18 protein-coding genes are annotated in these 20,308 nt (G+C 46.1%); 16 read left to right on the top strand and 2 right to left on the bottom strand.

The annotated features are described in order from the left end of the window. The first annotated feature begins 30 nt into the window (after positions 1 to 30). From R2J37_RS10445 to R2J37_RS10405, 9 genes are all read left to right on the top strand, one after another. Positions 31 to 534 carry a DedA family protein gene (locus tag R2J37_RS10445; RefSeq protein WP_230105767.1) on the top strand — a complete coding sequence of 168 codons (504 nt, stop codon included), beginning with the start codon at positions 31 to 33 and terminating at the stop codon, positions 532 to 534. A gap of 21 nt (positions 535 to 555) precedes the next feature. Further along, positions 556 to 1,809: a glycosyltransferase gene (locus R2J37_RS10440; protein ID WP_316264907.1), complete on the top strand. Its 1,254-nt coding sequence runs from the start codon at positions 556 to 558 to the stop codon at positions 1,807 to 1,809. After that, positions 1,757 to 2,452: a DUF374 domain-containing protein gene (locus R2J37_RS10435; protein ID WP_316264906.1), complete on the top strand. Its 696-nt coding sequence runs from the start codon at positions 1,757 to 1,759 to the stop codon at positions 2,450 to 2,452. The genes R2J37_RS10440 and R2J37_RS10435 overlap by 53 nt, the downstream gene beginning before the upstream one ends. Further along, a complete protein-coding gene (locus R2J37_RS10430; RefSeq protein ID WP_316264904.1) occupies positions 2,418 to 3,116 on the top strand; it encodes a response regulator transcription factor in 699 nt (232 codons plus the stop codon). The genes R2J37_RS10435 and R2J37_RS10430 overlap by 35 nt, the downstream gene beginning before the upstream one ends. Then, the gene (locus tag R2J37_RS10425) at positions 3,085 to 5,238 is read left to right on the top strand and encodes a sensor histidine kinase (protein WP_316264902.1); all 2,154 of its coding nucleotides are present in this window, start codon (positions 3,085 to 3,087) and stop codon (positions 5,236 to 5,238) included. The genes R2J37_RS10430 and R2J37_RS10425 overlap by 32 nt, the downstream gene beginning before the upstream one ends. A gap of 103 nt (positions 5,239 to 5,341) precedes the next feature. Next, complete coding sequence (locus R2J37_RS10420; protein ID WP_316264900.1) at positions 5,342 to 6,301, top strand: tRNA-dihydrouridine synthase family protein; 960 nt, start codon at positions 5,342 to 5,344, stop codon at positions 6,299 to 6,301. 44 nt (positions 6,302 to 6,345) lie between these two features. Further along, positions 6,346 to 6,813 (top strand): prepilin peptidase, encoded by a 468-nt coding sequence (locus tag R2J37_RS10415; RefSeq protein ID WP_316264898.1) that lies wholly within the window; start codon positions 6,346 to 6,348, stop codon positions 6,811 to 6,813. Positions 6,814 to 6,860: 47 nt separating this feature from the next. Continuing rightward, positions 6,861 to 7,478, top strand: a complete 618-nt coding sequence (locus tag R2J37_RS10410; RefSeq protein ID WP_230105774.1) for a DUF3841 domain-containing protein — start codon at positions 6,861 to 6,863, stop codon at positions 7,476 to 7,478. A gap of 224 nt (positions 7,479 to 7,702) precedes the next feature. Continuing rightward, positions 7,703 to 8,188 carry a cytidylate kinase-like family protein gene (locus tag R2J37_RS10405; protein ID WP_230105775.1) on the top strand — a complete coding sequence of 162 codons (486 nt, stop codon included), beginning with the start codon at positions 7,703 to 7,705 and terminating at the stop codon, positions 8,186 to 8,188. A 189-nt stretch (positions 8,189 to 8,377) separates the two neighbouring features. Here R2J37_RS10405 and R2J37_RS10400 read toward each other — a convergent pair whose 3' ends face one another. Continuing rightward, positions 8,378 to 9,643: a peptidoglycan-binding protein gene (locus R2J37_RS10400; protein ID WP_316264895.1), complete on the bottom strand. Its 1,266-nt coding sequence runs from the start codon at positions 9,641 to 9,643 to the stop codon at positions 8,378 to 8,380. Between the two features lie 423 nt (positions 9,644 to 10,066). After that, complete coding sequence (locus R2J37_RS10395; RefSeq protein ID WP_316264893.1) at positions 10,067 to 11,380, bottom strand: IS30 family transposase; 1,314 nt, start codon at positions 11,378 to 11,380, stop codon at positions 10,067 to 10,069. A gap of 329 nt (positions 11,381 to 11,709) precedes the next feature. Here R2J37_RS10395 and R2J37_RS10390 point away from each other — a divergent pair, with 329 nt between their 5' ends. From R2J37_RS10390 to R2J37_RS10360, 7 genes are all read left to right on the top strand, one after another. Further along, positions 11,710 to 12,780 carry a carbamoyl phosphate synthase small subunit gene (locus tag R2J37_RS10390; RefSeq protein WP_230105777.1) on the top strand — a complete coding sequence of 357 codons (1,071 nt, stop codon included), beginning with the start codon at positions 11,710 to 11,712 and terminating at the stop codon, positions 12,778 to 12,780. Then, a complete protein-coding gene (gene carB, locus R2J37_RS10385) occupies positions 12,780 to 15,977 on the top strand; it encodes a carbamoyl-phosphate synthase large subunit (RefSeq protein WP_316264890.1) in 3,198 nt (1,065 codons plus the stop codon). Before R2J37_RS10390 ends, carB begins: the two co-directional genes overlap by 1 nt. Positions 15,978 to 16,138: 161 nt before the next feature. Further along, entirely contained in the window at positions 16,139 to 16,813 is a 675-nt protein-coding gene (locus R2J37_RS10380; protein WP_230105779.1) for a response regulator transcription factor, read from the top strand. Further along, entirely contained in the window at positions 16,810 to 17,826 is a 1,017-nt protein-coding gene (locus R2J37_RS10375) for a sensor histidine kinase (RefSeq protein ID WP_230105780.1), read from the top strand. Before R2J37_RS10380 ends, R2J37_RS10375 begins: the two co-directional genes overlap by 4 nt. Positions 17,827 to 17,937: 111 nt before the next feature. Then, positions 17,938 to 18,750 carry an HAD hydrolase family protein gene (locus R2J37_RS10370; RefSeq protein WP_316264887.1) on the top strand — a complete coding sequence of 271 codons (813 nt, stop codon included), beginning with the start codon at positions 17,938 to 17,940 and terminating at the stop codon, positions 18,748 to 18,750. A 2-nt stretch (positions 18,751 to 18,752) separates the two neighbouring features. Then, complete coding sequence (locus R2J37_RS10365) at positions 18,753 to 19,613, top strand: MBL fold metallo-hydrolase (protein ID WP_316264885.1); 861 nt, start codon at positions 18,753 to 18,755, stop codon at positions 19,611 to 19,613. After that, entirely contained in the window at positions 19,594 to 20,295 is a 702-nt protein-coding gene (locus tag R2J37_RS10360) for a LytR/AlgR family response regulator transcription factor (protein WP_230105783.1), read from the top strand. Before R2J37_RS10365 ends, R2J37_RS10360 begins: the two co-directional genes overlap by 20 nt. Positions 20,296 to 20,308 lie beyond the last annotated feature (13 nt).

The raw sequence follows: 20,308 nt of genomic DNA, 5'->3' as shown, positions 1-20,308 counted from the left end.
TATCCTAAAAATAACAAGGAGGGCGCTTCTATGAATATCCAGACATTAACACAATATTTTCTCGAATACGGAGCTTTTTTTATTTATCTCATCGTGCTTTTGGAATACCTGAATCTGCCGGGATTTCCGGCGGGAGTCATTATGCCGCTGGCCGGAATATGGGCATCTCAGGGAGAGATCAGTTTTTTCATGGTTATGATACTGACAGTGGCGGCAGGTCTTACAGGAAGCTGGGCGCTTTATTTTCTTGGAAGGGCCGGGGGAGAGAAGGTGCTGGGTTTTTATTTCAGGAAATTTCCAAAACAAAAGCCGGTCATTGAAGGAAAGATAGAGATGCTGCGGGAAAAAGGGTGTATCGGCGTGTTTGTGAGCAAACTTCTGCCGATGGTGCGCACACTGATCTCTATACCGGCCGGTATGGTGAAAATGGATTTCATAAAATATACTATAAGCTCTACGCTTGGAATCTTTTTGTGGAATCTGGTATTTGTAGGAGCCGGATATTTCTTCGGAGAAGCCGCAATTCGTATCTGATAGCTGGAGGAGGGAAAGACAATGAGAATTGCTATGCTGACAAACAATTACAAACCTTTTGTGGGAGGCGTGCCGATTTCCATTGAACGGCAGGCTAAGGCTTTAAGAGAACTGGGGCATGAGGTGATGATCTTTGCACCGGATTATGGAGATACAGAGGAAGAAGAGGGAGTGATCCGCTGCCGGATCCGGAAAAGACGGATGGCCAATGGGATGGTATATCCCAGATTATTCAACCCTGAGACAGAGAGTGCCTTCCGAAGGGAGAAGTTTGACTGCATCCATGTGCATCAGCCGGTTTATATGGGAAATATGGCTTTGTATCTCGGAAGAAAATACCATATTCCCATTATCTATACGTACCATACACGTTATGAGGATTATCTTCATTATCTTCCGGTATTCCGGGAAGAAGAAAAGGCAGGAGCAATCCGAAGACTCCTGATCCGCGCGGCCAGAGAGAGGGTGATCCCCTGGTATATGAGATGGTTTACCAACCGGTGTGATACCGTACTTGCACCGACAAAAGGAATGAAAAGAGACATCCTGCTGAATGGAACCTCTTCTTTGGTGGAAGTATTTCCCACAGGCCTGGACGAGGGGTTCTTTGAGGAACACAAAGAGGCGGCGATTGCAGTCAGGAAACAGTATGGAAAGGATAAGAAGTATCTCTTCTGTACAGTTTCCAGGCTGGAGGAAGAGAAGAATCTGTTCTTCTTATTAAAAGGGATGAAAAAACTGAAAGAAGAAGGCATGGAGTCTTTCCGGCTCCTTCTTATCGGAGAGGGAAGTCTGAAAGGGGGACTGGAGAAGACAGCAGCCAAATGGGGACTGGAGGATTGTGTAACATTTACCGGAAATATTCCCAATGAAGAACTTCCAGCTTATCTGCAGGCAAGCGATCTCTTCTTATTTTCTTCAAAGTCAGAGACTCAGGGTATTGTGATCCAGGAAGCGCTGGCAAGCGGATGTCCGGTGATAGCCATCCGGGCAAATGGAGTGGAAGACACGATAGAAGACGGATGCAACGGATATCTGGCGAAAGAGGATGTACAGGAGTGGTGTATGAAGATCTGGAAGGCTCTGGAAGGTCCCGGCAGGGGAAAGATGAGGGAGGAGGCCAAAAAGAGCGTATCCGGTTACCGGAATCTGGCTCTGGCTGCAAGAGAGGAGCAGATCTATACTAATTGTATAGAGGCAAAATGGAAGGAGGAGACAGCGGGTGAAAGGGAACATGCTGCAGTATCTTTTTCAAGGTTATTTAAAATTACTTAAACGAACCATGCGTATTCAGTGGGAAGAAAACGAAGTGGGACGCGAAGGACAGATTTTCGGCTTCTGGCATGAGGACAGTTTCTGTATGAATCTTATACTGGAAGAACTGGCCTTAAGTGCAGGACCGGTCAATGTGATCGTCACTGCGGACCGCCGGGGGGATTATATTCAGAATATGGTGGAAAGCTGCGGCGGAAAAGCAGTCAGAGTGCCCGACGGAAAGGCTTCCTATCATACGTTGAAATCGATACAGAAAGATCTTGCAAAAGAGGAAGAGTCCATCGCGGCGGCATTGGACGGTCCTTTGGGACCCAGGCACGAACCGAAGAAACTAGCTTTCTATTTTTCAGAACAGATGCAAAAAGAATTTACAGGATTTACCCTGGAATATTCTGCCTGTATCCGCCTTTGGTGGCGCTGGGATGAATATGCGATTCCGCTGCCTTTCTCGAGAGTGTCTGTATTTGCGCACAATTACGGCGTTGTGAGAAGAAAGAATATCCCGCCGCTTCCGGCATCGGGAAGGGCAAGGAAATGTGGTTTTATGAGTGAGGCAAAAGTGCTATACTCAGGAAGGAATACAGGAGAATATTTAGCAGGAGGGAACCATGGAAGCAAATCATATCTTAATTGTGGAAGATGACAAAGAAATACGGGAAGGCGTAGAAATATATTTGAGGAGCCAGGGTTATGAGGTGTTTCGGGCTGCAGACGGAGTGGAAGGCTTAAAGGTACTGGAACAAGAAGAGATCCATCTGGCGATCGTGGATATTATGATGCCCCGGATGGACGGCATCCAGATGACAATGAAACTTCGGGAAAAGTATGATTTCCCCGTCATTATGCTTTCAGCCAAATCAGAGGAAGTCGATAAGATCACCGGACTGAATCTCGGGGCAGATGATTATGTGACAAAGCCTTTTACGCCTATGGAGCTTATGGCGAGAGTAAACTCACAGCTTCGGCGGTACCGGAAATTTATGGAGAAGCTGGAAGTGAAGGAAAACGTCCACGTGATCGGCGGACTGGAGATCAATGAGGAGACAGTGGAAGTGACAGTGGATGGAAAACCGGTGAAGCTGACGCCTATTGAATATAAGATCCTGCTTCTCCTTGCGAAAAATCCCGGAAGAGTATTTTCGGCGGAAGAAATTTATGAAAGAGTCTGGCAGGAAAAGGCAGTGGGAACGGATACGGTTATGGTCCATGTCAGAAATATCCGCGAAAAAATAGAGCTGGATCCGAAAAATCCGAAATATTTAAAGGTGGTGTGGGGTGTTGGATACAAAATTGAAAAACAATCCTAAAATTGTATGGCTGGCAGTGATCCTTGTTCTCTGCATTTGTTCGGCAGGAATGATCCTTCTCTATCCGTCTATCCGGAACAGTGCACAGGAAGACAGGAATGAGAGCAGCAATGAACTTGGGCTGTACGTAGATGAATTTACTTCCCTGGCAGAAGGGAACTATGTCCTTTATAATCAGCTCTCAAAGGAAACTTCCCAAGCGGATGTCCTGGAGGAAAATGCGTATAATGAATTTCGCCTTCTGGAGCGGTATACGGATTACAGCATTACGGACGAGGAGGGGAACATCCTTCTGGAAAGCCAACAGGATGTACAGGAAGCGCTGGAGAGCGGGCAGGACGGACGTTATGCGCTTAAAGTGGAATTTGTGTTTGACAGCCACGGGCAGGTAAGTTCTATCGGGGTATCCGGCAGCAGGCTGGATAGGGAAACGGCCTATGGGATGGAGCAGGCTTTGATCAGTGCGCAGGAAGACCTGGAGTATGATTTTGACTATAATGGATTCCGGAAGATTTCCAATCCGGAGAATGTGACGGTGCGGTACGGAATGACGGAAGAAAATCTGACGGAATATTTGTATACCGGTCGGATGGGTGATGAAGAGTCGGCGGATGTATACTGGGTTTTGGAAAGTGATGGTTTTTTCTGGATTTTTCTGCTTTTTGTTGGGATAACAGCAGCAGCGGCGATTTTGCTGCCGTTCTGGAAAAGGACAGACGGGCCGGCCCTTTTCCGGGCTCCCCTGGAGATCGTTTTGCTGGTGGCGGTCATATTCTTTTCTACGCTGTTTTATCAGGCGCGCATGATCTGGAAAACTATGAATCATGAACTGATCCTGATCGTATCTCCGGCAGAGGCCCCTGTCAATACGGCAGTTTCCTATCTTTTGAATTTCTTTGTGTGGGCGTTTAGCTTTGGCATTGTATTCTGGCTTGTAACCTGCCTTCGTCCTATGTTCGCCATGGGAAAAGAATACTGGCGTCAGAGGGTGTGGACCATACGTTTTATCCTGTGGGTGAAACGGGGAGGTACCCGCAGTGTCCGGGGAGCAAAGAATACAGCGGGAGGAGTATGGCAGAGGTTTAAAGAGTTTCTCCGCCGTCAGTATGACCTTCTGCTTCACTTTGATTTTACAGATAAGACAAACAAGATGATTCTGAAAGTGGTGATCATGAATTTTGTCGTGCTTTTTATCATTACCTTCTTCTGGGTATTTGGTATCGGCGTACTGATCGCCTATTCTATCATTTTGTTCCTTTTCCTCAGAAAATATCTGGACCAGGTGCAGGAGCAGTATAAAAGTGTATTGAGAACAACTTCCCGTCTGGCGGCAGGGGATCTGGATACCGAGATCAGCGAAGATGCAGGAATATTTAATCCGGTGCAGGATGAGCTTAGGAAGATCCAGGCAGGATTCCGCAGGGCAGTAGAAGAAGAGATGAAAAGTGAGAGGATGAAAACCGACCTGGTTACAAATGTATCCCATGACTTAAAGACGCCGCTCACAGCCATCATCACTTATGTGGATCTTCTGAAAAATGAAAAAGATGAAGAGAAGAGAAAGGAATATATCGGGATACTGGAGAAGAAATCGCAGCGACTGAAAGTGCTCATTGAGGATTTGTTTGAGATCAGCAAGGCAACCAGCCATAATGTGACATTGCACTTTATGAAACTGGACATCACAGGACTTCTGAAGCAGATAGAGCTGGAGTACGACAGGAATTTAAAGGCAGCGGGACTGGAAGTGAAATGGGATGTGCCCGAAGAGAAGGTTATTGTGGAGCTGGACAGTGAAAAGGCGTACCGGATCTTTGAAAATCTGATCGTCAACATTTCCAAGTATGCCCTCCCTAATACCCGCGTATTTATTGAGGTGAAAGAAGAGCAGGACAATGTGTCTGTACGGATGAAAAACGTCTCGGCCGCAGAGCTGAATTTCAACGCAGATGAGATCACAGACCGCTTCGTCAGAGGAGATGTGTCAAGAAATACAGAAGGCTCCGGGCTGGGACTGCCCATAGCCAAATCTTTTACAGAGCTGATGCACGGCACACTGAAAATCTCCACAGAAGCAGATCTGTTCCGGGTGGAAATCGTATTCCCGCGTGTCAGAGAATAACAGGCAGGGAAAGCTTAGGAGCTTTCCCTGTTTTGGCGTCGCTGGACTTTTATTTGGAATCATGCTAAAGTAGTAAGACAAAGTGACGTAAGAGAGGGAGAACATGAAATACTACTTTGCGCCTATGGAAGGGATTACAGGACCCATTCACCGGAAGGCTTTTGATGCCTGTTTTCCTGGTGTGGACAAATACTTTACCGCTTTTATTGCACCCAATCAGAAGGGGAAGTTCAGCGCCAGGGAGAAGAAGGATATTGATCCGGAGAATAATCGGGGAATTTTCCTGATTCCCCAGATTATGACCAACGACGCCGGGGATTTTACGGTGACAGCCCTTCAGCTTGAGAGTCTTGGATATAAGGAGGTCAATCTCAATCTGGGATGTCCGTCCAGAACAGTTGTCTCAAAGTACAGAGGCTCCGGATTTCTGGCAATACCGGACAAGCTGGAGCGATTTTTGGACGACGTCTTTACAGACAGAGATAAAAAGATGCCGGATATGCGTATTTCCATAAAGACAAGGATCGGGAAGGATGATGCTGGCGAGTTTGAACGTCTTCTGGAGATATACAATCGTTATCCGCTGGAAGAGCTGATCGTTCATCCGAGAACCCAGCAGGATTTCTACCAGGGGCGTCCGGATATGAAGGCCTTTGGCTATGCTGCCGAAAAGGGGAAAAGTCCTGTGTGCTACAACGGGGATATCCTTACGGTTGGAGACTTAAATCGGTTTACCAGCGCTTATCCGCAGATAGATAAGGTTATGATCGGCAGAGGATTCCTTCGGGATCCGGGGCTGATCTTACGGCTTCAAAATAAAGAAGCGCCGGGAAAAGAGCTGCTTTTGAAATTTCACGATAAGGTTTATGAAGGCTATAAAGAAGAGATGCCGGGGCCTAAGCCGGTGCTTTTCAAGATGAAAGAATTGTGGGCTTATATGGGACAGATTTTTGCAGATGCCAAAAAGCCTCTCAAGCGTATCCGTAAAGCAGAGAAGCTGGAAGCATATGAAGCGGCAGTGAAGGAATTATTCGAAGAATATGAAATGACGGTGGAAGCGTAAGAGGCGATAAGTAGTGAGATCTGTGAAAGCATTGCTGAAATTTTATGACAGAGAAATTGCTGGAAGGAGTTTTTCTTAGCCTTCTTTTGTGGGTTCCCTTTGGAGATGTGCTAAAAAGGGAAATACCGGATGGCATACCGGCAGCAATGATCTTACTTGCGGCTGCAGATATGTGGAGCGGTGGGATGGCTCTGCCAGAGAGGCTGGCAGGGCTTTTGTGTATCAGCCTGCCTATGACAGCCATAACGATGGTGCGGCCGGGAGCCTTTGGAGGAGGAGATATTAAGCTGGCAGCAGCCGGCGGAGCCTTTTTGGGAGCGATAAGAATGATAGCGGCTGGCGGAATTGCCGTTTTGCTGTGCGGAATTGTGCTGACGCCCCTTGTGTTGACGAGAAGGATTACCGGGAAAGAGTCCATTCCCTTTGGACCGTTTTTAAGTGCCGGGATGGCTGCAGGTCTTCTTTGGGGAAAAGAAATTGCGGCCTGGTATACCGGAAGCGGAGCCAGATAAGAACACGTGAAACAAATTTGAGAAAATAGAAAGGAGAATGGCAGAAAATGGTGGATCAAGATGCGAAAAAAGGATCCGGCGGGGAGATGGTCAGGCTTTATACAAGGCAGAATGACAAAACTTTGTACCAGCTGGAAAGAGATGGAAGGATCATCAACCAGAGAGTATACGTGGAGCTTCATTTCGGAGACATTGCGCCTCTTTTTATGGAAAGCTACGACTGGTTTACAGAGGAGGCGGCCAGGAGAGTGGAAAAACCGGCAGACGTACATGCGCCTATCTGGTGCTCCATCAGCAGGGAAAACTGCCTGAAGCCCATTGAAGGAACAGTGGTATATGTTCTGGAAGTGCCGGCGGAGAAGATCATCTATTTCGATGAAGGAAAGTGGGATTATGTGCTAAACCGGATCTACCTTCCCAAAGATGAAACGGACAGACAGGAGTATAAACAGCACTTGAAAGATATTGGCGTTGTAAACGGATTTGAGTTCTTCCAGGGCAGGTATGCGGGAAAATATCCACAGGAGGAGGCCCGCATAAAAGAGAGCTGGCTTAGAGTGTTTGAAATTGACAACTGGACTATTTTCAATGTCTGCGGAAATATCTGGGAGATCCGCAAAGAATGGGTAAAGCAGATTGTACATCCCGGAGAAGCTGTGGTATAATGTCCACGTAAGCAATGAGCCGTGCAAAAATGTGGAAAACGCAAACGCCTGCTTGCAGGCGATTTGAGGTTTTCGCATTTTTATAGGGCGAAAGCCCGTGAGCGAGAGCCTGGAAGGGCGCGAGCTGGCACGGCGGACAGCATACATGCGAAAGCCCGGAAGCGAGAGCGTGAAGGGCCCGGCAGCAGGCATAGCGTAAACTGGACTACAAAGGAGGAATTGGTATGAAATTAGTAATAACAATGAGCCGACGATACGGTACAGGAGCAAGCAGGATTGCACAGGAGCTTTCAGAAAGGCTTGGCATTCCGGTATATGACAAGGTGAATGTAGAGGAAGAGCTTGGCAGGCATACTTATGAATCCGAAGTGGAAGTGATAAAGAAACTGGCAGAAAAGCCCTGCATTATCCTGGGACGCTGCGCTTCTGAAATCCTGAAAGATCAGAGAAATGCGTTTAATATTTATGTGTGCGCAGATAAGGAGGATCGTATCCGGCGAATTATGGGGAAAGAAAATCTGACCTATGAGGAAGCAAGTAACAAGATAGAGATGACAGACCAGGAGAGGGCAGATTACTACCATGAACATACAGGAAAGGCGTGGGGAGATGTTAACAATTACCATATGATCTTGAATACATCGGATCTGGGGCTGGAAAATTGTGCAGATATTTTAATGAAGTATTTTGAACGGCAGGAACTGATATAGTTTCTGCCGCTATTTTATTTAATAGGAAATTTCTTTCCTATTAAATAAAACGCTCCGCGGGATGCGCACTCGCGCGAAGTGGAGGCTGCTGCTTAAACGACCGCGCTCGGCGCGAGAGTTCCGCTTGCGGAACTCTTTTTTCTTTTGACGGCTGCCGGAGTCACAGTGAGAAGCTGTGGGAGATTTCATCTAGGTCAGTTCAGCGATTCTTGATACTCCGACATAAATTTCTGAAATTTTATACCAGGTCGAATAATCAGTGATTCCGGTTTCGGGAAGCCCAAACACTTCCTGGAATTTTCGGACTGCTTCAGCAGTGGCAGGTCCGTAAATTCCGTCGGCAGTCAGCTTTGGAAGGGCCGGATACGCATCTGAAATTACATTAAGCTGTTCCTGAAGCTGTCGGACCTTATTGCCGGAAGACCCAATCTCCAGATTGTAACCCGGCCAGGAGGATGGGATACCGGAGATTGCCTCTGCGGTGTTAATATACATATCTGCGCCGTAATAGTAGCGGAGGATTTCAATAGGAGAGTAGCCCTGATCTCCCAACGATTTCGACCCCCACTGTGTCATCCAGTTGGGACACTGCACGCGCCGCCCGTCACAGTACTGTGTCAGGATCGGCTGCCGGACGTTGGGGCGGGAAAGATAGCTGGCAAACAATTCATCTACAATAACGGAAATGGTATCGTAGATATTCCGTTCCGGAATCCATTTGTGGTCAAAAGCAGTGGAGGAAGTAATAGTGAAGTCAAAACCCTGATTCCGGTACCACTCCGTGTAAACCCTGTTTAAAGTAAAAGACATGATGGCAAGAACATTGGCACGGATTGTATTGGCAGGCCAGGTGGCATATATTTCACTTGACGCTACATTTTTGATATAATCCTTATATTTGACATAATAATTCTGAGCTGTACTGTCCCGGGGGCTTCCGTCATGCACCACGATATATTCCGGTACAACCACGCGGCTTAATACGATTTCCCCGGTTTCATTGACAGGTTTGATCTCTGCTTCAGGAATTTTCTCCGGGTAGATTCCATATAAAGTATGTGCGGGAATCACGAACCGTTCTTCCCCCGTCTCCGAAGAATCAGACGGACGCATCTGTATGTTCTGGATGGCAGTGACATCTGCAAGGATTTCTGTGCCGGCAATGCTGATCGTTTCAAATCCCGGAGCAGTGATAAGAAGGGTATATTCCGAATAAGGCTGTTCTTCTGAAGTGACGTCCAGACTGTATTCTACCGGAGGGGCATCGAGCTCCAGAGTTTCTGACTGTCCGGAGGAATCCGTGGTCACTTCCTCTATTGTACTGTCAGGTATTCCGGTGTAGGAAATGCGGATATTGGCACCGGATACAGGAAAGTGATTGATTTCTGATGTAACATTGATCTGAAGTTTTCCCTTGGAGGGAGTGTCTGAATTAGTGGGAATGGAACCATTCATAATAAGAACCTCTCAGGCCATTTAAGTCTGTTGCATATAGTATATGCAAATAAGTCCGGAAGGTGATTGACTTATACAAAATCTTGATGCAAACAGGAGGCATTTACCCTTTGGGAGAGATTACGCCGACAATAGTTGACGCTATGCAGATGTAAGAACAAAAATAAAAGCTAAATTGAAATTTTAAATTCCGGTGAAGAGGTAAATTCCACCATACTTTATTTTTCGCGGATTTTACAGGGGATTTTTAAGCAAAATCTCCAGTTTTCTGTTATAATTAGCTAAACTCATCGAAAAATACTTGATTTCTGGGCATGGGAAACGGACCGCTGGAATACGGTGTGCGGGACTGAATTCCACCGGCCACATCTAAAAAATGTGAAACGTTTACTTCCAGTCTGACAGCAGATTTCGATCAGTTGATTAGTGATTAAAGCGGATCAGCTTAGGCGTCAGATTTACCTCATCCGGGGCAATCGGTCTAAGCTGAAATGCGTTTAAGACCTCTTCTCCAAGTGCTTCCAACGCGACGCTGTATGGCGTCCTCCCACCCAGGCTTTCCCTCGGTGTGGAATTGATATGGTTCACAATCAGGTTTACGTCCCATTGTGTAAGGAATTCAAAACTGGTTCCTTTTGGGAGGATCATCCGCAGCATCGTGTGTGCTTGTTCCAATCCGCCCTTCTGCCCACTCTGCATCGGGTCACAGTAATAAATGCTGGAACGCTGTATTCCGTTTACGCCGGTTTCCAAAGCATCCGGATCACCAAATTCAGAGCCCCGGTCCGTGAGGATATATTCAAACACGGAAGTAAATTCATAGGTTCCCATACGCTTTTCCAGACGGTCAAAAACAAGACGGACAGCGCCTTTGGTGCAGCGGTTCATCAGAAAAGCAAGGAAGAGTTTTTCTTTGGTGAAAAACATGGTCAGCAAGGTCTTTTTTGATTCCCTGGAAGAATGGACAGTATCCATCTGGACATAGCCTGTAAGGGCAAGGGAACAGAAGTCATGATATAATCGGTTGCTAAAGACTGCTCTGTCCGTGATCTGTGTTTTATGGCACCTTCTTGGTTTGAAATGAACTTTCCGTTTCAGATCTATGTTCCTTGCCGTAAAGAGTCCCTGGTCAAGATACGAATACAGGGTACGGACGGACATATCCAGCTCCGGATGGTTTGTCAGGATATGATAGGGAGACTGTCCCTGTTCGATCAGAGGGGAAATGATCTGATCCTTTTTGTGAAGCTCCCGTTTGGTCATGTTAATACCTGTTCTAGAATCCCGGAGTTTTTCCCGGTATTTCCTGTCAGCGAACCTGGCGTTATAAGAGTATTTGTGGGCAAGCGTGCAGTGATTGATTTTTTTCGTACAGCCGTTGCAGACATAGGGAGCCCGGTCAAGCCTTACGCAATGCTCTTTTTCAAAGTTTCTGCAGGTTTGGTTGCAGGTAGGACAGGATGCGCATTTGATTCCGCACAGGACAATCTTTCCACAGGCGTTCGTTTTCTTACAGTGATAGCGGTGAATACAGAAGTTTTTGGCATTATAGAAAGTCCCTTTGTGATACCAGTCTGAGAGACGGTGAGCCCTGACTTCTTTAGAGATTGTAGTAGGATCCTTACACAGGAACCTGGCAATATCCTTAAAGGAAGTGCCCTTATTTAGTTCGTTTTCGATATAGATACGGTTTTCAAGGGTAAGATGTTTTTGGTTACCAGGAATATATTTACTCATGATGAGCCTCCTTCTACTGCTGTCAGAAGGAGAGATAACCATACCATGGATGTATGAAAGAGTAAATATCAACTGTGCAGAAGTAAACGCTACTACCCGTAGGAGAGGTGGAATTTAAAATTTCATTTTTGGAACAAAAATAAAAATGCGAGAAGTGGTTGAAAAAAGTCTTAGATTGTAGTATAATCAATACAATTTGTGGAGACATGATTTGTCGCTGGAAATAGACATAGAAAGGCAGTTGTGCTTGCACGGACTGCCTTTTTTATGGGGCAAAACATGACTTTACATATTGCCATTAAAACAAAGTGAAGGGAAAAGGTGAATAAATGAAAGCGTTTCTTATTTTAGAAGACGGAACCGTCTTTACAGGAACCAGCATAGGTTCTACGAAAGACATGATAAGTGAAATTGTATTTAATACCTCCATGACAGGCTATCTGGAGGTGCTGACTGACCCTTCTTACGCAGGACAGGCCGTAGTTATGACCTATCCATTAATTGGAAATTACGGAATAACACCGGATATGGAATCAAAGAAAGCATGGCCGGACGGTTACATCGTAAGAGAATTATCAAGAATGCCCAGCAATTTCCGATGCGAGGGCACCATTCAGGATTTCCTGAAGGAGCAGGATATTCCGGGAATCGCCGGAATTGATACCCGTGCCCTTACAAAGATCTTAAGAGAAAAAGGTACGATGAACGGAATGATCACGACCAATGAAAACTATGATCTTGATGAGATTATCCCGAAACTTCACGCATACAAAGTCGGAGATGTGGTATCCAAGGTAACCTGTGAGGAGCCATACGTGCTGGAGGGCAACGGACCGAAAGTGGCTCTGATGGATTTCGGCGCAAAGAATAATATTGCACGCTCTCTTAATAAGAGAGGATGCCGCGTGACCATTTATCCGGCTGATACATCGGCAGAGGAGATCATCGCATCCAAACCGGACGGCATTATGCTCTCCAACGGCCCTGGAGATCCGGAAACCTGTACCGAGATCATTGCAGAGATCAAGAAGCTCTATGACACAGATATCCCGATATTTGCCATCTGTCTGGGACATCAGCTTATGGCACTGGCAAATGGAGGAAAGACATATAAGCTGAAATACGGACACAGAGGAGGAAATCATCCGGTGAAAGATTTAAGCAACAACCGGGTATATATTTCCTCACAGAATCACGGGTATGCAGTGGATGCATCCACCATTGATCCGTCTGTGGCAAAGGAAGCTTTTGTCAATGTCAACGACGGAACGAACGAAGGACTTTCTTATATCGGAAAGAACATCTTTACGGTTCAGTTCCATCCGGAAGCATGCCCGGGACCGCAGGATTCCGGTTATTTGTTTGACAGGTTTATGGATATGATGAAAGGAGCAAACTAATGCCAAGAAATAAAGATATTAAAAAGGTACTGGTGATTGGATCCGGACCGATTGTAATCGGGCAGGCTGCAGAATTTGACTATGCGGGAACACAGGCGTGCCGTTCTCTGAAAGAAGAGGGGCTTGAGGTTGTGCTTCTCAATTCCAACCCGGCTACAATTATGACAGATAAGGATATTGCAGACCGTGTTTACATTGAACCGCTGACTGTAGAAGTGGTAGAACAGCTGATCTTGAAGGAAAAGCCGGACAGCGTGCTTCCTACTCTGGGAGGACAGGCAGCTCTGAACCTTGCTATGGAGCTGGAAGAAAACGGCTTCCTTAAGAGAAATAATGTCCGCCTTATCGGTACAACCTCCGAAACGATCAAGAAAGCGGAGGACCGTCTGGAATTTAAGACTACCATGGAAAAGATCGGAGAGCCATGTGCAGCGTCCCTCGTTGTGGAAAATGTAGAGGATGGTATTAAGTTTGCGGAGAAGATCGGTTATCCTGTTGTGCTTCGTCCGGCCTATACTCTGGGAGGAAGCGGCGGCGGTATCGCCCATGACAGAGAACAGCTGGTAGAGATCCTGGAAAACGGACTTCGTCTCTCCCGTGTCGGACAGGTTCTGGTAGAGCGCTGCATCGCCGGATGGAAAGAGATCGAGTACGAGGTGATGCGTGACGGAAACGGCAACTGTATCACAGTATGTAATATGGAAAATATCGACCCGGTAGGCGTTCACACAGGAGACAGTATTGTAGTAGCTCCGTCCCAGACTTTGGGAGATAAAGAGTATCAGATGCTGCGTACCTCAGCTCTTAACATTATCAGTGAACTGAACATCACCGGAGGATGTAACGTGCAGTACGCTCTTCATCCGGAGACATTTGAATATTGCGTTATCGAGGTAAATCCGCGTGTCAGCCGTTCTTCAGCGCTTGCTTCCAAAGCTACCGGATATCCGATCGCAAAGGTTGCAGCTAAGATTGCCCTTGGTTATACACTGGATGAGATCAAAAATGCGGTTACACAGAAGACATACGCAAGCTTCGAGCCTATGCTGGATTACTGTGTCGTAAAAATGCCGAGACTTCCGTTTGACAAATTCATCAGTGCGAAACGTACGCTGACAACACAGATGAAGGCGACCGGAGAGGTCATGAGTATCTGCGACAACTTCGAGGGTGCACTGATGAAAGCGATCCGTTCTCTGGAGCAGCATGTGGACAGCCTGATGTCCTATGATTTCTCCGACCTTACTAAAGAGGAGCTTCTGGAAAAGCTTGAGATCGTAGATGACCGCCGGATCTGGATGATCGCAGAGGCCATCAGAAAAGGTATCTCCTATGATGAGATCAACCGTATTACAAAGATTGACAAATGGTTTATTGATAAGATTGCCCGTCTGGTAGAGATGGAGCAGACCTTAAAGACAACATCACTTTCAGCAGAAACACTGAAAGAAGCCAAGAGAATGGAATTTCCGGACAATGTGATCGCGGCTCTGACCGGCAATACGGAGCGTCAGATCCACGATATGCGTCACGAGTATGGAATCACCGCTTCCTACAAGATGGTAGATACCTGTGCGGCAGAGTTTGCGGCAGCTACGCCATATTATTACTCCGTATACGGAAGCGAGAATGAAGTGGAGGAGACAAGCGGCCGGAAAAAGGTACTTGTTCTTGGTTCCGGACCGATCCGCATCGGACAGGGAATCGAGTTCGACTTCTGTTCTGTGCATTGTACATGGGCATTCTCAAAAGAAGGCTATGAGACGATTATTGTAAATAATAACCCGGAGACAGTAAGTACAGACTTTGACATTGCAGATAAGCTGTATTTTGAACCGCTGACACCGGAAGATGTGGAGAGTATTGTCGATCTGGAGAAACCGGACGGAGCGGTTGTGCAGTTCGGCGGACAGACTGCTATCAAGCTGACAGAGGCACTGATGAAGATGGGAGTGCCGATCCTTGGTACATCTGCCGAGAATGTAGATGCAGCAGAAGACAGAGAGCTGTTTGATGAAATTTTGGAAAAATGCGGAATCCCGCGTCCGACCGGAGGAACCGTCTTTACAGCAGAGGAAGCCAAAGAGGTTGCAAACCGTCTGGGTTATCCGGTTCTTGTGCGTCCATCCTATGTACTTGGCGGACAGGGAATGCAGATTGCCATCAACGATCACGACATTGATGAATTTATCGGTATTATCAACCGTATTGCACAGGATCACCCGATTCTGGTTGATAAGTACCTTCAGGGAAAAGAGATCGAAGTAGATGCGGTATGCGACGGTGAGGATATCCTGATCCCGGGTATCATGGAGCATATCGAGCGTGCGGGAATCCACTCCGGAGACAGTATTTCCGTTTATCCGGCACAGAGTATTTCGGAGAAGACAAAGAGAACCATTGAGGACTATACAAGAAAGCTGGCGCAGTCCCTGCATGTCATCGGACTGATCAACATTCAGTTCATTGTGTGCGGTGAGGAAGTATACGTCATTGAAGTAAATCCCCGTTCCAGCCGTACGGTTCCTTATATCAGCAAGGTGACAGGCATTCCGATCGTTCCTCTTGCAACAAAGGTTATCATTGGACACAAGATCAAAGACCTTGGTTATACGCCGGGACTCCAGAAAGAGGCGGATTACTTTGCCATTAAAATGCCGGTATTCTCCTTTGAGAAGATCCGGGGCGCTGATATCAGCCTCGGACCAGAGATGAAGTCAACAGGAGAATGTCTGGGTATTGCCCGCACCTTTGACGAGGCGCTTTACAAAGCATTCCTGGGAGCAGGAATCAAACTGCCGAAGTACAAGAACATGATCATTACCGTAAGGGATGAGGATAAGCCGGAAGCAGTAGAGATCGGACGCCGCTTTGAAAAGATCGGCTACAAGATCTTCGCTACAAGAAGTACAGCTAAGGCACTGCAGGACGGAGGAGTAAAAGCGATCCCGGTCAACAAGATCGAGCAGGAATCTCCGAACCTTATGGACCTGATCCTGGGACATGAGATCGATCTTGTCATCGATACGCCGCCTCAGGGCGCTGATCGTTCCAGAGACGGATTCGTGATCAGAAGAAATGCCATTGAGACGGGCGTAAACGTGCTCACGGCTATTGATACAGCGGAAGCTTTGATCACCAGTCTGGAAAATACAGATATCAAGAAGCTGACACTGATCGATATTGCGAAAATTTAAGGATAATTCTAGAAAGGGCATTCTGAAGACAAGGAATCTTCAGAGTGCTTTTTCTATATTTATTTTATGATATATCTTGCAGGAAAATTTTTAAATTACTGTTCAAGGATGGATTTATCATGTAGAATACTATCAGGAAGAAGGAAAATTTAGGAGGGATTATGTACCGTATCTTGATCGTGGAAGATGACAGAACAATTGCACAGGCTTTGAAAAGACATCTGTCAGGCTGGGACTATGAAGTATATTGTGTAGAGGATTTTAAAAATGTGATGGAAGAATTTTCAAACGTTCAGCCTGATCTTGTACTTCTGGATATCGGACTGCCCTTTTATAATGGCTATCACTGGTGCAGCAGTATCCGCAGGATTTCCGATGTGCCCATTATTTTTCTGTCAGCGGCAGGAGACAATATGAATATTGTTATGGCTATGAATATGGGTGGAGATGAATTTATTGAAAAACCCTTTGATTTGAATGTGGTGACAGCGAAGGTGCAGGCAATGTTCCGAAGGGCTTATTCTTACAGAGGGAATACCAATATTATTGAACACAAAGGATGTATCCTCAATTTGTCGGATGCTTCGCTGATCTATCAGGAGCAGAAAATAGAACTGACGAAAAATGAATTTCGAATCCTGCAGATTTTACTGGAACATGCAGGAAAAATTGTTTCCAGGGACGAGATCATTGCAAGATTGTGGGAGAGCGACGCCTTTATTGATGAGAACACACTGACAGTCAATGTGGCAAGGCTCAGGAAAAAATTGGCCGGGGTAGGCCTGGAACAGATGATCGTGACAAAAAAAGGGATTGGATATATGGTGGAAGCATGAAAACAGCAGGCTACTATTTAAAAGAACACTGGAGAGGAATCGTTGGTTACTTCGGAGCGGCGGCGATTATTTTGATAGTGGGGCTTCTCTATGAAGTTCGGATGGAGGCCATGTCATACGCAGTCTTTTTGTCGATGATATGGCTGATTTTGTGGGGGAGTGCAAATTTTGTCCGTTATGTAAGAAGAAGCAGAGAAAGGGAAGAAATGCTGAAAAACATTTCTTTTTTAAGGCCGGGAGCGCAAAGTGCAGATACTCTGGCAGAGGAGCAGTATCAGAAAATGCTGTCGGTTCTCTGGGATCAGAAGATGGAGAAAGAGTCAGACGCCGCCATTGCAAGACAGGAGAGTGTAGATTATTACAGTCTGTGGGCGCACCAGATCAAAACGCCCCTTGCGGCAATGCGTCTTCTTTTGCAGGAAGAAGGGCAGGAACATGGATCAGACAGTTTTCTAAAGGAAATGGACAAAGAGCTCTTTCGCACAGAACAATATGTGGAGATGGTCATGACCTATGTGCGTATCGGGGATATTTCCAAAGATCTTGTGCTGCAGTGGTATTCTCTGGATAAATTAATTAAACAGGCAGTACGAAAATATTCCAGACTTTTTATTTTGCAGAAGCTGAAATTGAATTATCAGGAATCAGACCGGATCGTGCTCACAGACGAAAAATGGCTGTCCTTTATTTTGGAACAGCTTTTATCCAATGCGCTGAAATACACAAAGGAAGGAGAAATATCGATCCGTGTATCCGAAGGAAAGGAGCATGAGCTTACCCTGATGATCCAGGATACCGGAATCGGTATTTATGCAGAGGATCTTCCCCGTGTATTTGAAAGGGGCTTTACCGGCTATACGGGAAGAGAGCACAAAAAGTCTACCGGCATAGGGCTGTATCTTTGCAAACAGGTGGCGGATAAGCTGGGGCACAGTATCTGGATCGAATCAGAACCCGGTGTTGGGACAACTGTATTTCTGGGCCTGGGAAGAGTTCCTGTGCAGGCGGAGTAAACGAGAAATAAAACCTACCGGCAGCTTTTTGCCAATAAACTGAATGTGACAAATTTGATCTCGCGTATGGAAATTTATATGGAATAAAAATCAGGAGATGAAGAAGGACTTATGATAAAACTGCTTGCTGTGGATATGGACGGCACTTGCTTAAACAGGAAGAGCCTGATGACAGAAGAAACGAAAAAGGCGCTGGAGGCAGCGGCAAAGTCGGGGATTACGGTAGTGCCTACTACCGGAAGATGTTTTTTTTGCCTGCCTCATCAGCTGGCGGGAAGGAAAGATATCTATCGGTATGTGATCAGTTCCAATGGAGCCCGGGTGACAGACTGTGAGCTGGATAAAAGTTTGCTTTGTTCTGATATTCCTAAGGAGACCGCCCTTTCACTTTTAGAGGAGTGTGCCGGAAGCGGGGCAGGAATCGCGTCTCACATGGAGCATGTCTATCTGATACAGGGAAGAATGCTTGCTCTTATGGGGAGAGCATTTTACGGAAAAGACGCCAGGGGAGTGGAGCTTGTTAAAAATATGGCGTCCTATATCCGGAGCAGGAACAAAGGGGTGGAGGAGATCCAGTTGTATTTCCTTGCACCGGGCACAAGGATCAGGCTGGAAAAGATTTTGGGAAATTTTCCTCAGCTTTCTTTTGCCAGTACGAAAATATATATGGAAATCTTTTCCCGTAATACGTCCAAGGGAACAGCGCTTACAGCGCTTTCCGGTCATCTTGGGATCCAAAAGAGCGAGATTGCCTGTATCGGGGACGGGGAGAACGACCTTTCCATGTTTGAGGCTTCCGGACTGAAATTCGCCATGGGAAATGGCGTGAAAAAACTAAAGGAAAAAGCAGATTACGTACTTCCGTCAAATGAGGAAAACGGGGTGGAGGCTGCCATAAAAAATTATATCCTGGGAGGCTGTTAAAAATGAAAATTACAGTTTTAATGGAAAATGATTCCGGACGAGAGGGATGCCTTAGCGAGCATGGGCTTAGTTTATACATAGAGACGAAGAAGCATAAGCTTCTGATGGATACAGGGGCCAGCAGTCAGTTCCTTAAAAATGCCGGGATGCTCGGGATCGATATGGCGGGAGTGGATACGGTAATTTTAAGTCACGGCCATTACGACCATGGCGGAGGGATTCCCGGCTTTTTGGAATGCAATCAAAAGGCAGTCATTTACATGCAGAGGGCAGCCGGAGGAGCCTTTTATCATGTGGAGGAAGAAGAAGTCAGGTATATCGGAATAGATCCTGATATTCCGGGGGATTCACGGTCTGTTTTGCTGGAGGGAGATTACAGGATCGATGAGGAACTTTTCCTATTTTCCCATATTTCCGGAAGGAAACTGTGGCCGGAAGGGAACCGGGTCCTGAAAAGAAGGACAGAAAAGGGGTTTGTTCAGGATGTGTTCGACCATGAACAGTGCCTTGTGATCAGGCAGGATGGAAAGCATTATCTTCTCTCCGGATGCGCACATAATGGGATCCTTAACATTCTGGAACGCTATAGGAAGATTTATCACAGTTATCCGGATGCAGTGATCAGCGGCTTCCATATGAAGAAAAAGAAAGGCTACACTGCGGAAGATATCCGAAACATTGAGGAGACGGCCAGAGTTTTAAAAGAGACGCCGACGATCTACTATACCGGACACTGTACGGGTGAGGAGCCATACCGAATGATGAAAAAAATCATGGGAGAAAAGATCCGGGCGATCCACAGCGGGGATATTCTTTTGCAGGAGATGAGAGGAGAAATGCCAGATGAAAATAGCAGTATGTGACGATGAGCCCATCTTCCTGGAAATGATCCGTAAAGAACTGGAACAGTACTATAAAAGTTTGGATGTAATGATTGAAACATTTCATTCCGGAGAAGATCTTCTTCGAGTGATAAAAAGGAATCCGCAGATATACCGATGCATTTTTCTCGATATTGAAATGCCAGGCTTGTCAGGATTAGATACAGCAGAAAAAGTAAAAGAAATGGGGCTTTCCATACCGGTCATTCTTCTGACAAGTCATACAGAATATGCTATGCAGGGCTATGAAGTGGGGGCTTTTCGGTTTCTTGGAAAACCGGTGGAGCAAGAAAAGCTGCACCAGGCTTTGGAATCTGTAGAAAAAATGGAAGCGGAAGGAAGACGCTTATCTGTCAGGGTGGATGGAAAGGATCTTTTTATCCCTGTGGAGGAAATTCTTTATTTAAAAAGTGAGAACGTATATCTTTCTATCCAGACAGAAAAGGAACGCTATTTGATAAGAGGCAAAATAAAAGATCAGCTATTCCAGCTTCCTGAAGAACAGTTTTTCCAGATTCACAGAAGCTGGATCATTAATCTTAGAAAAGTATATTCCTATGATGGAAAGAAGGTCTTTTTAACAGAGGGCACGCAGATTCCGGTAGGGCGCAACCGAAGAGAATCCTTTCAGAGGATGATGTCTAAATGGGTGAAAGAGAACTGACAGGGTGCAAAAA

The organism is Claveliimonas bilis (genome assembly GCF_030296775.1).
Lineage (GTDB): Bacteria > Bacillota > Clostridia > Lachnospirales > Lachnospiraceae > Claveliimonas > Claveliimonas bilis.
Note: the sequence above shows the minus strand (reverse complement) of the source record. Positions and strands in the feature narration are given on the sequence as shown.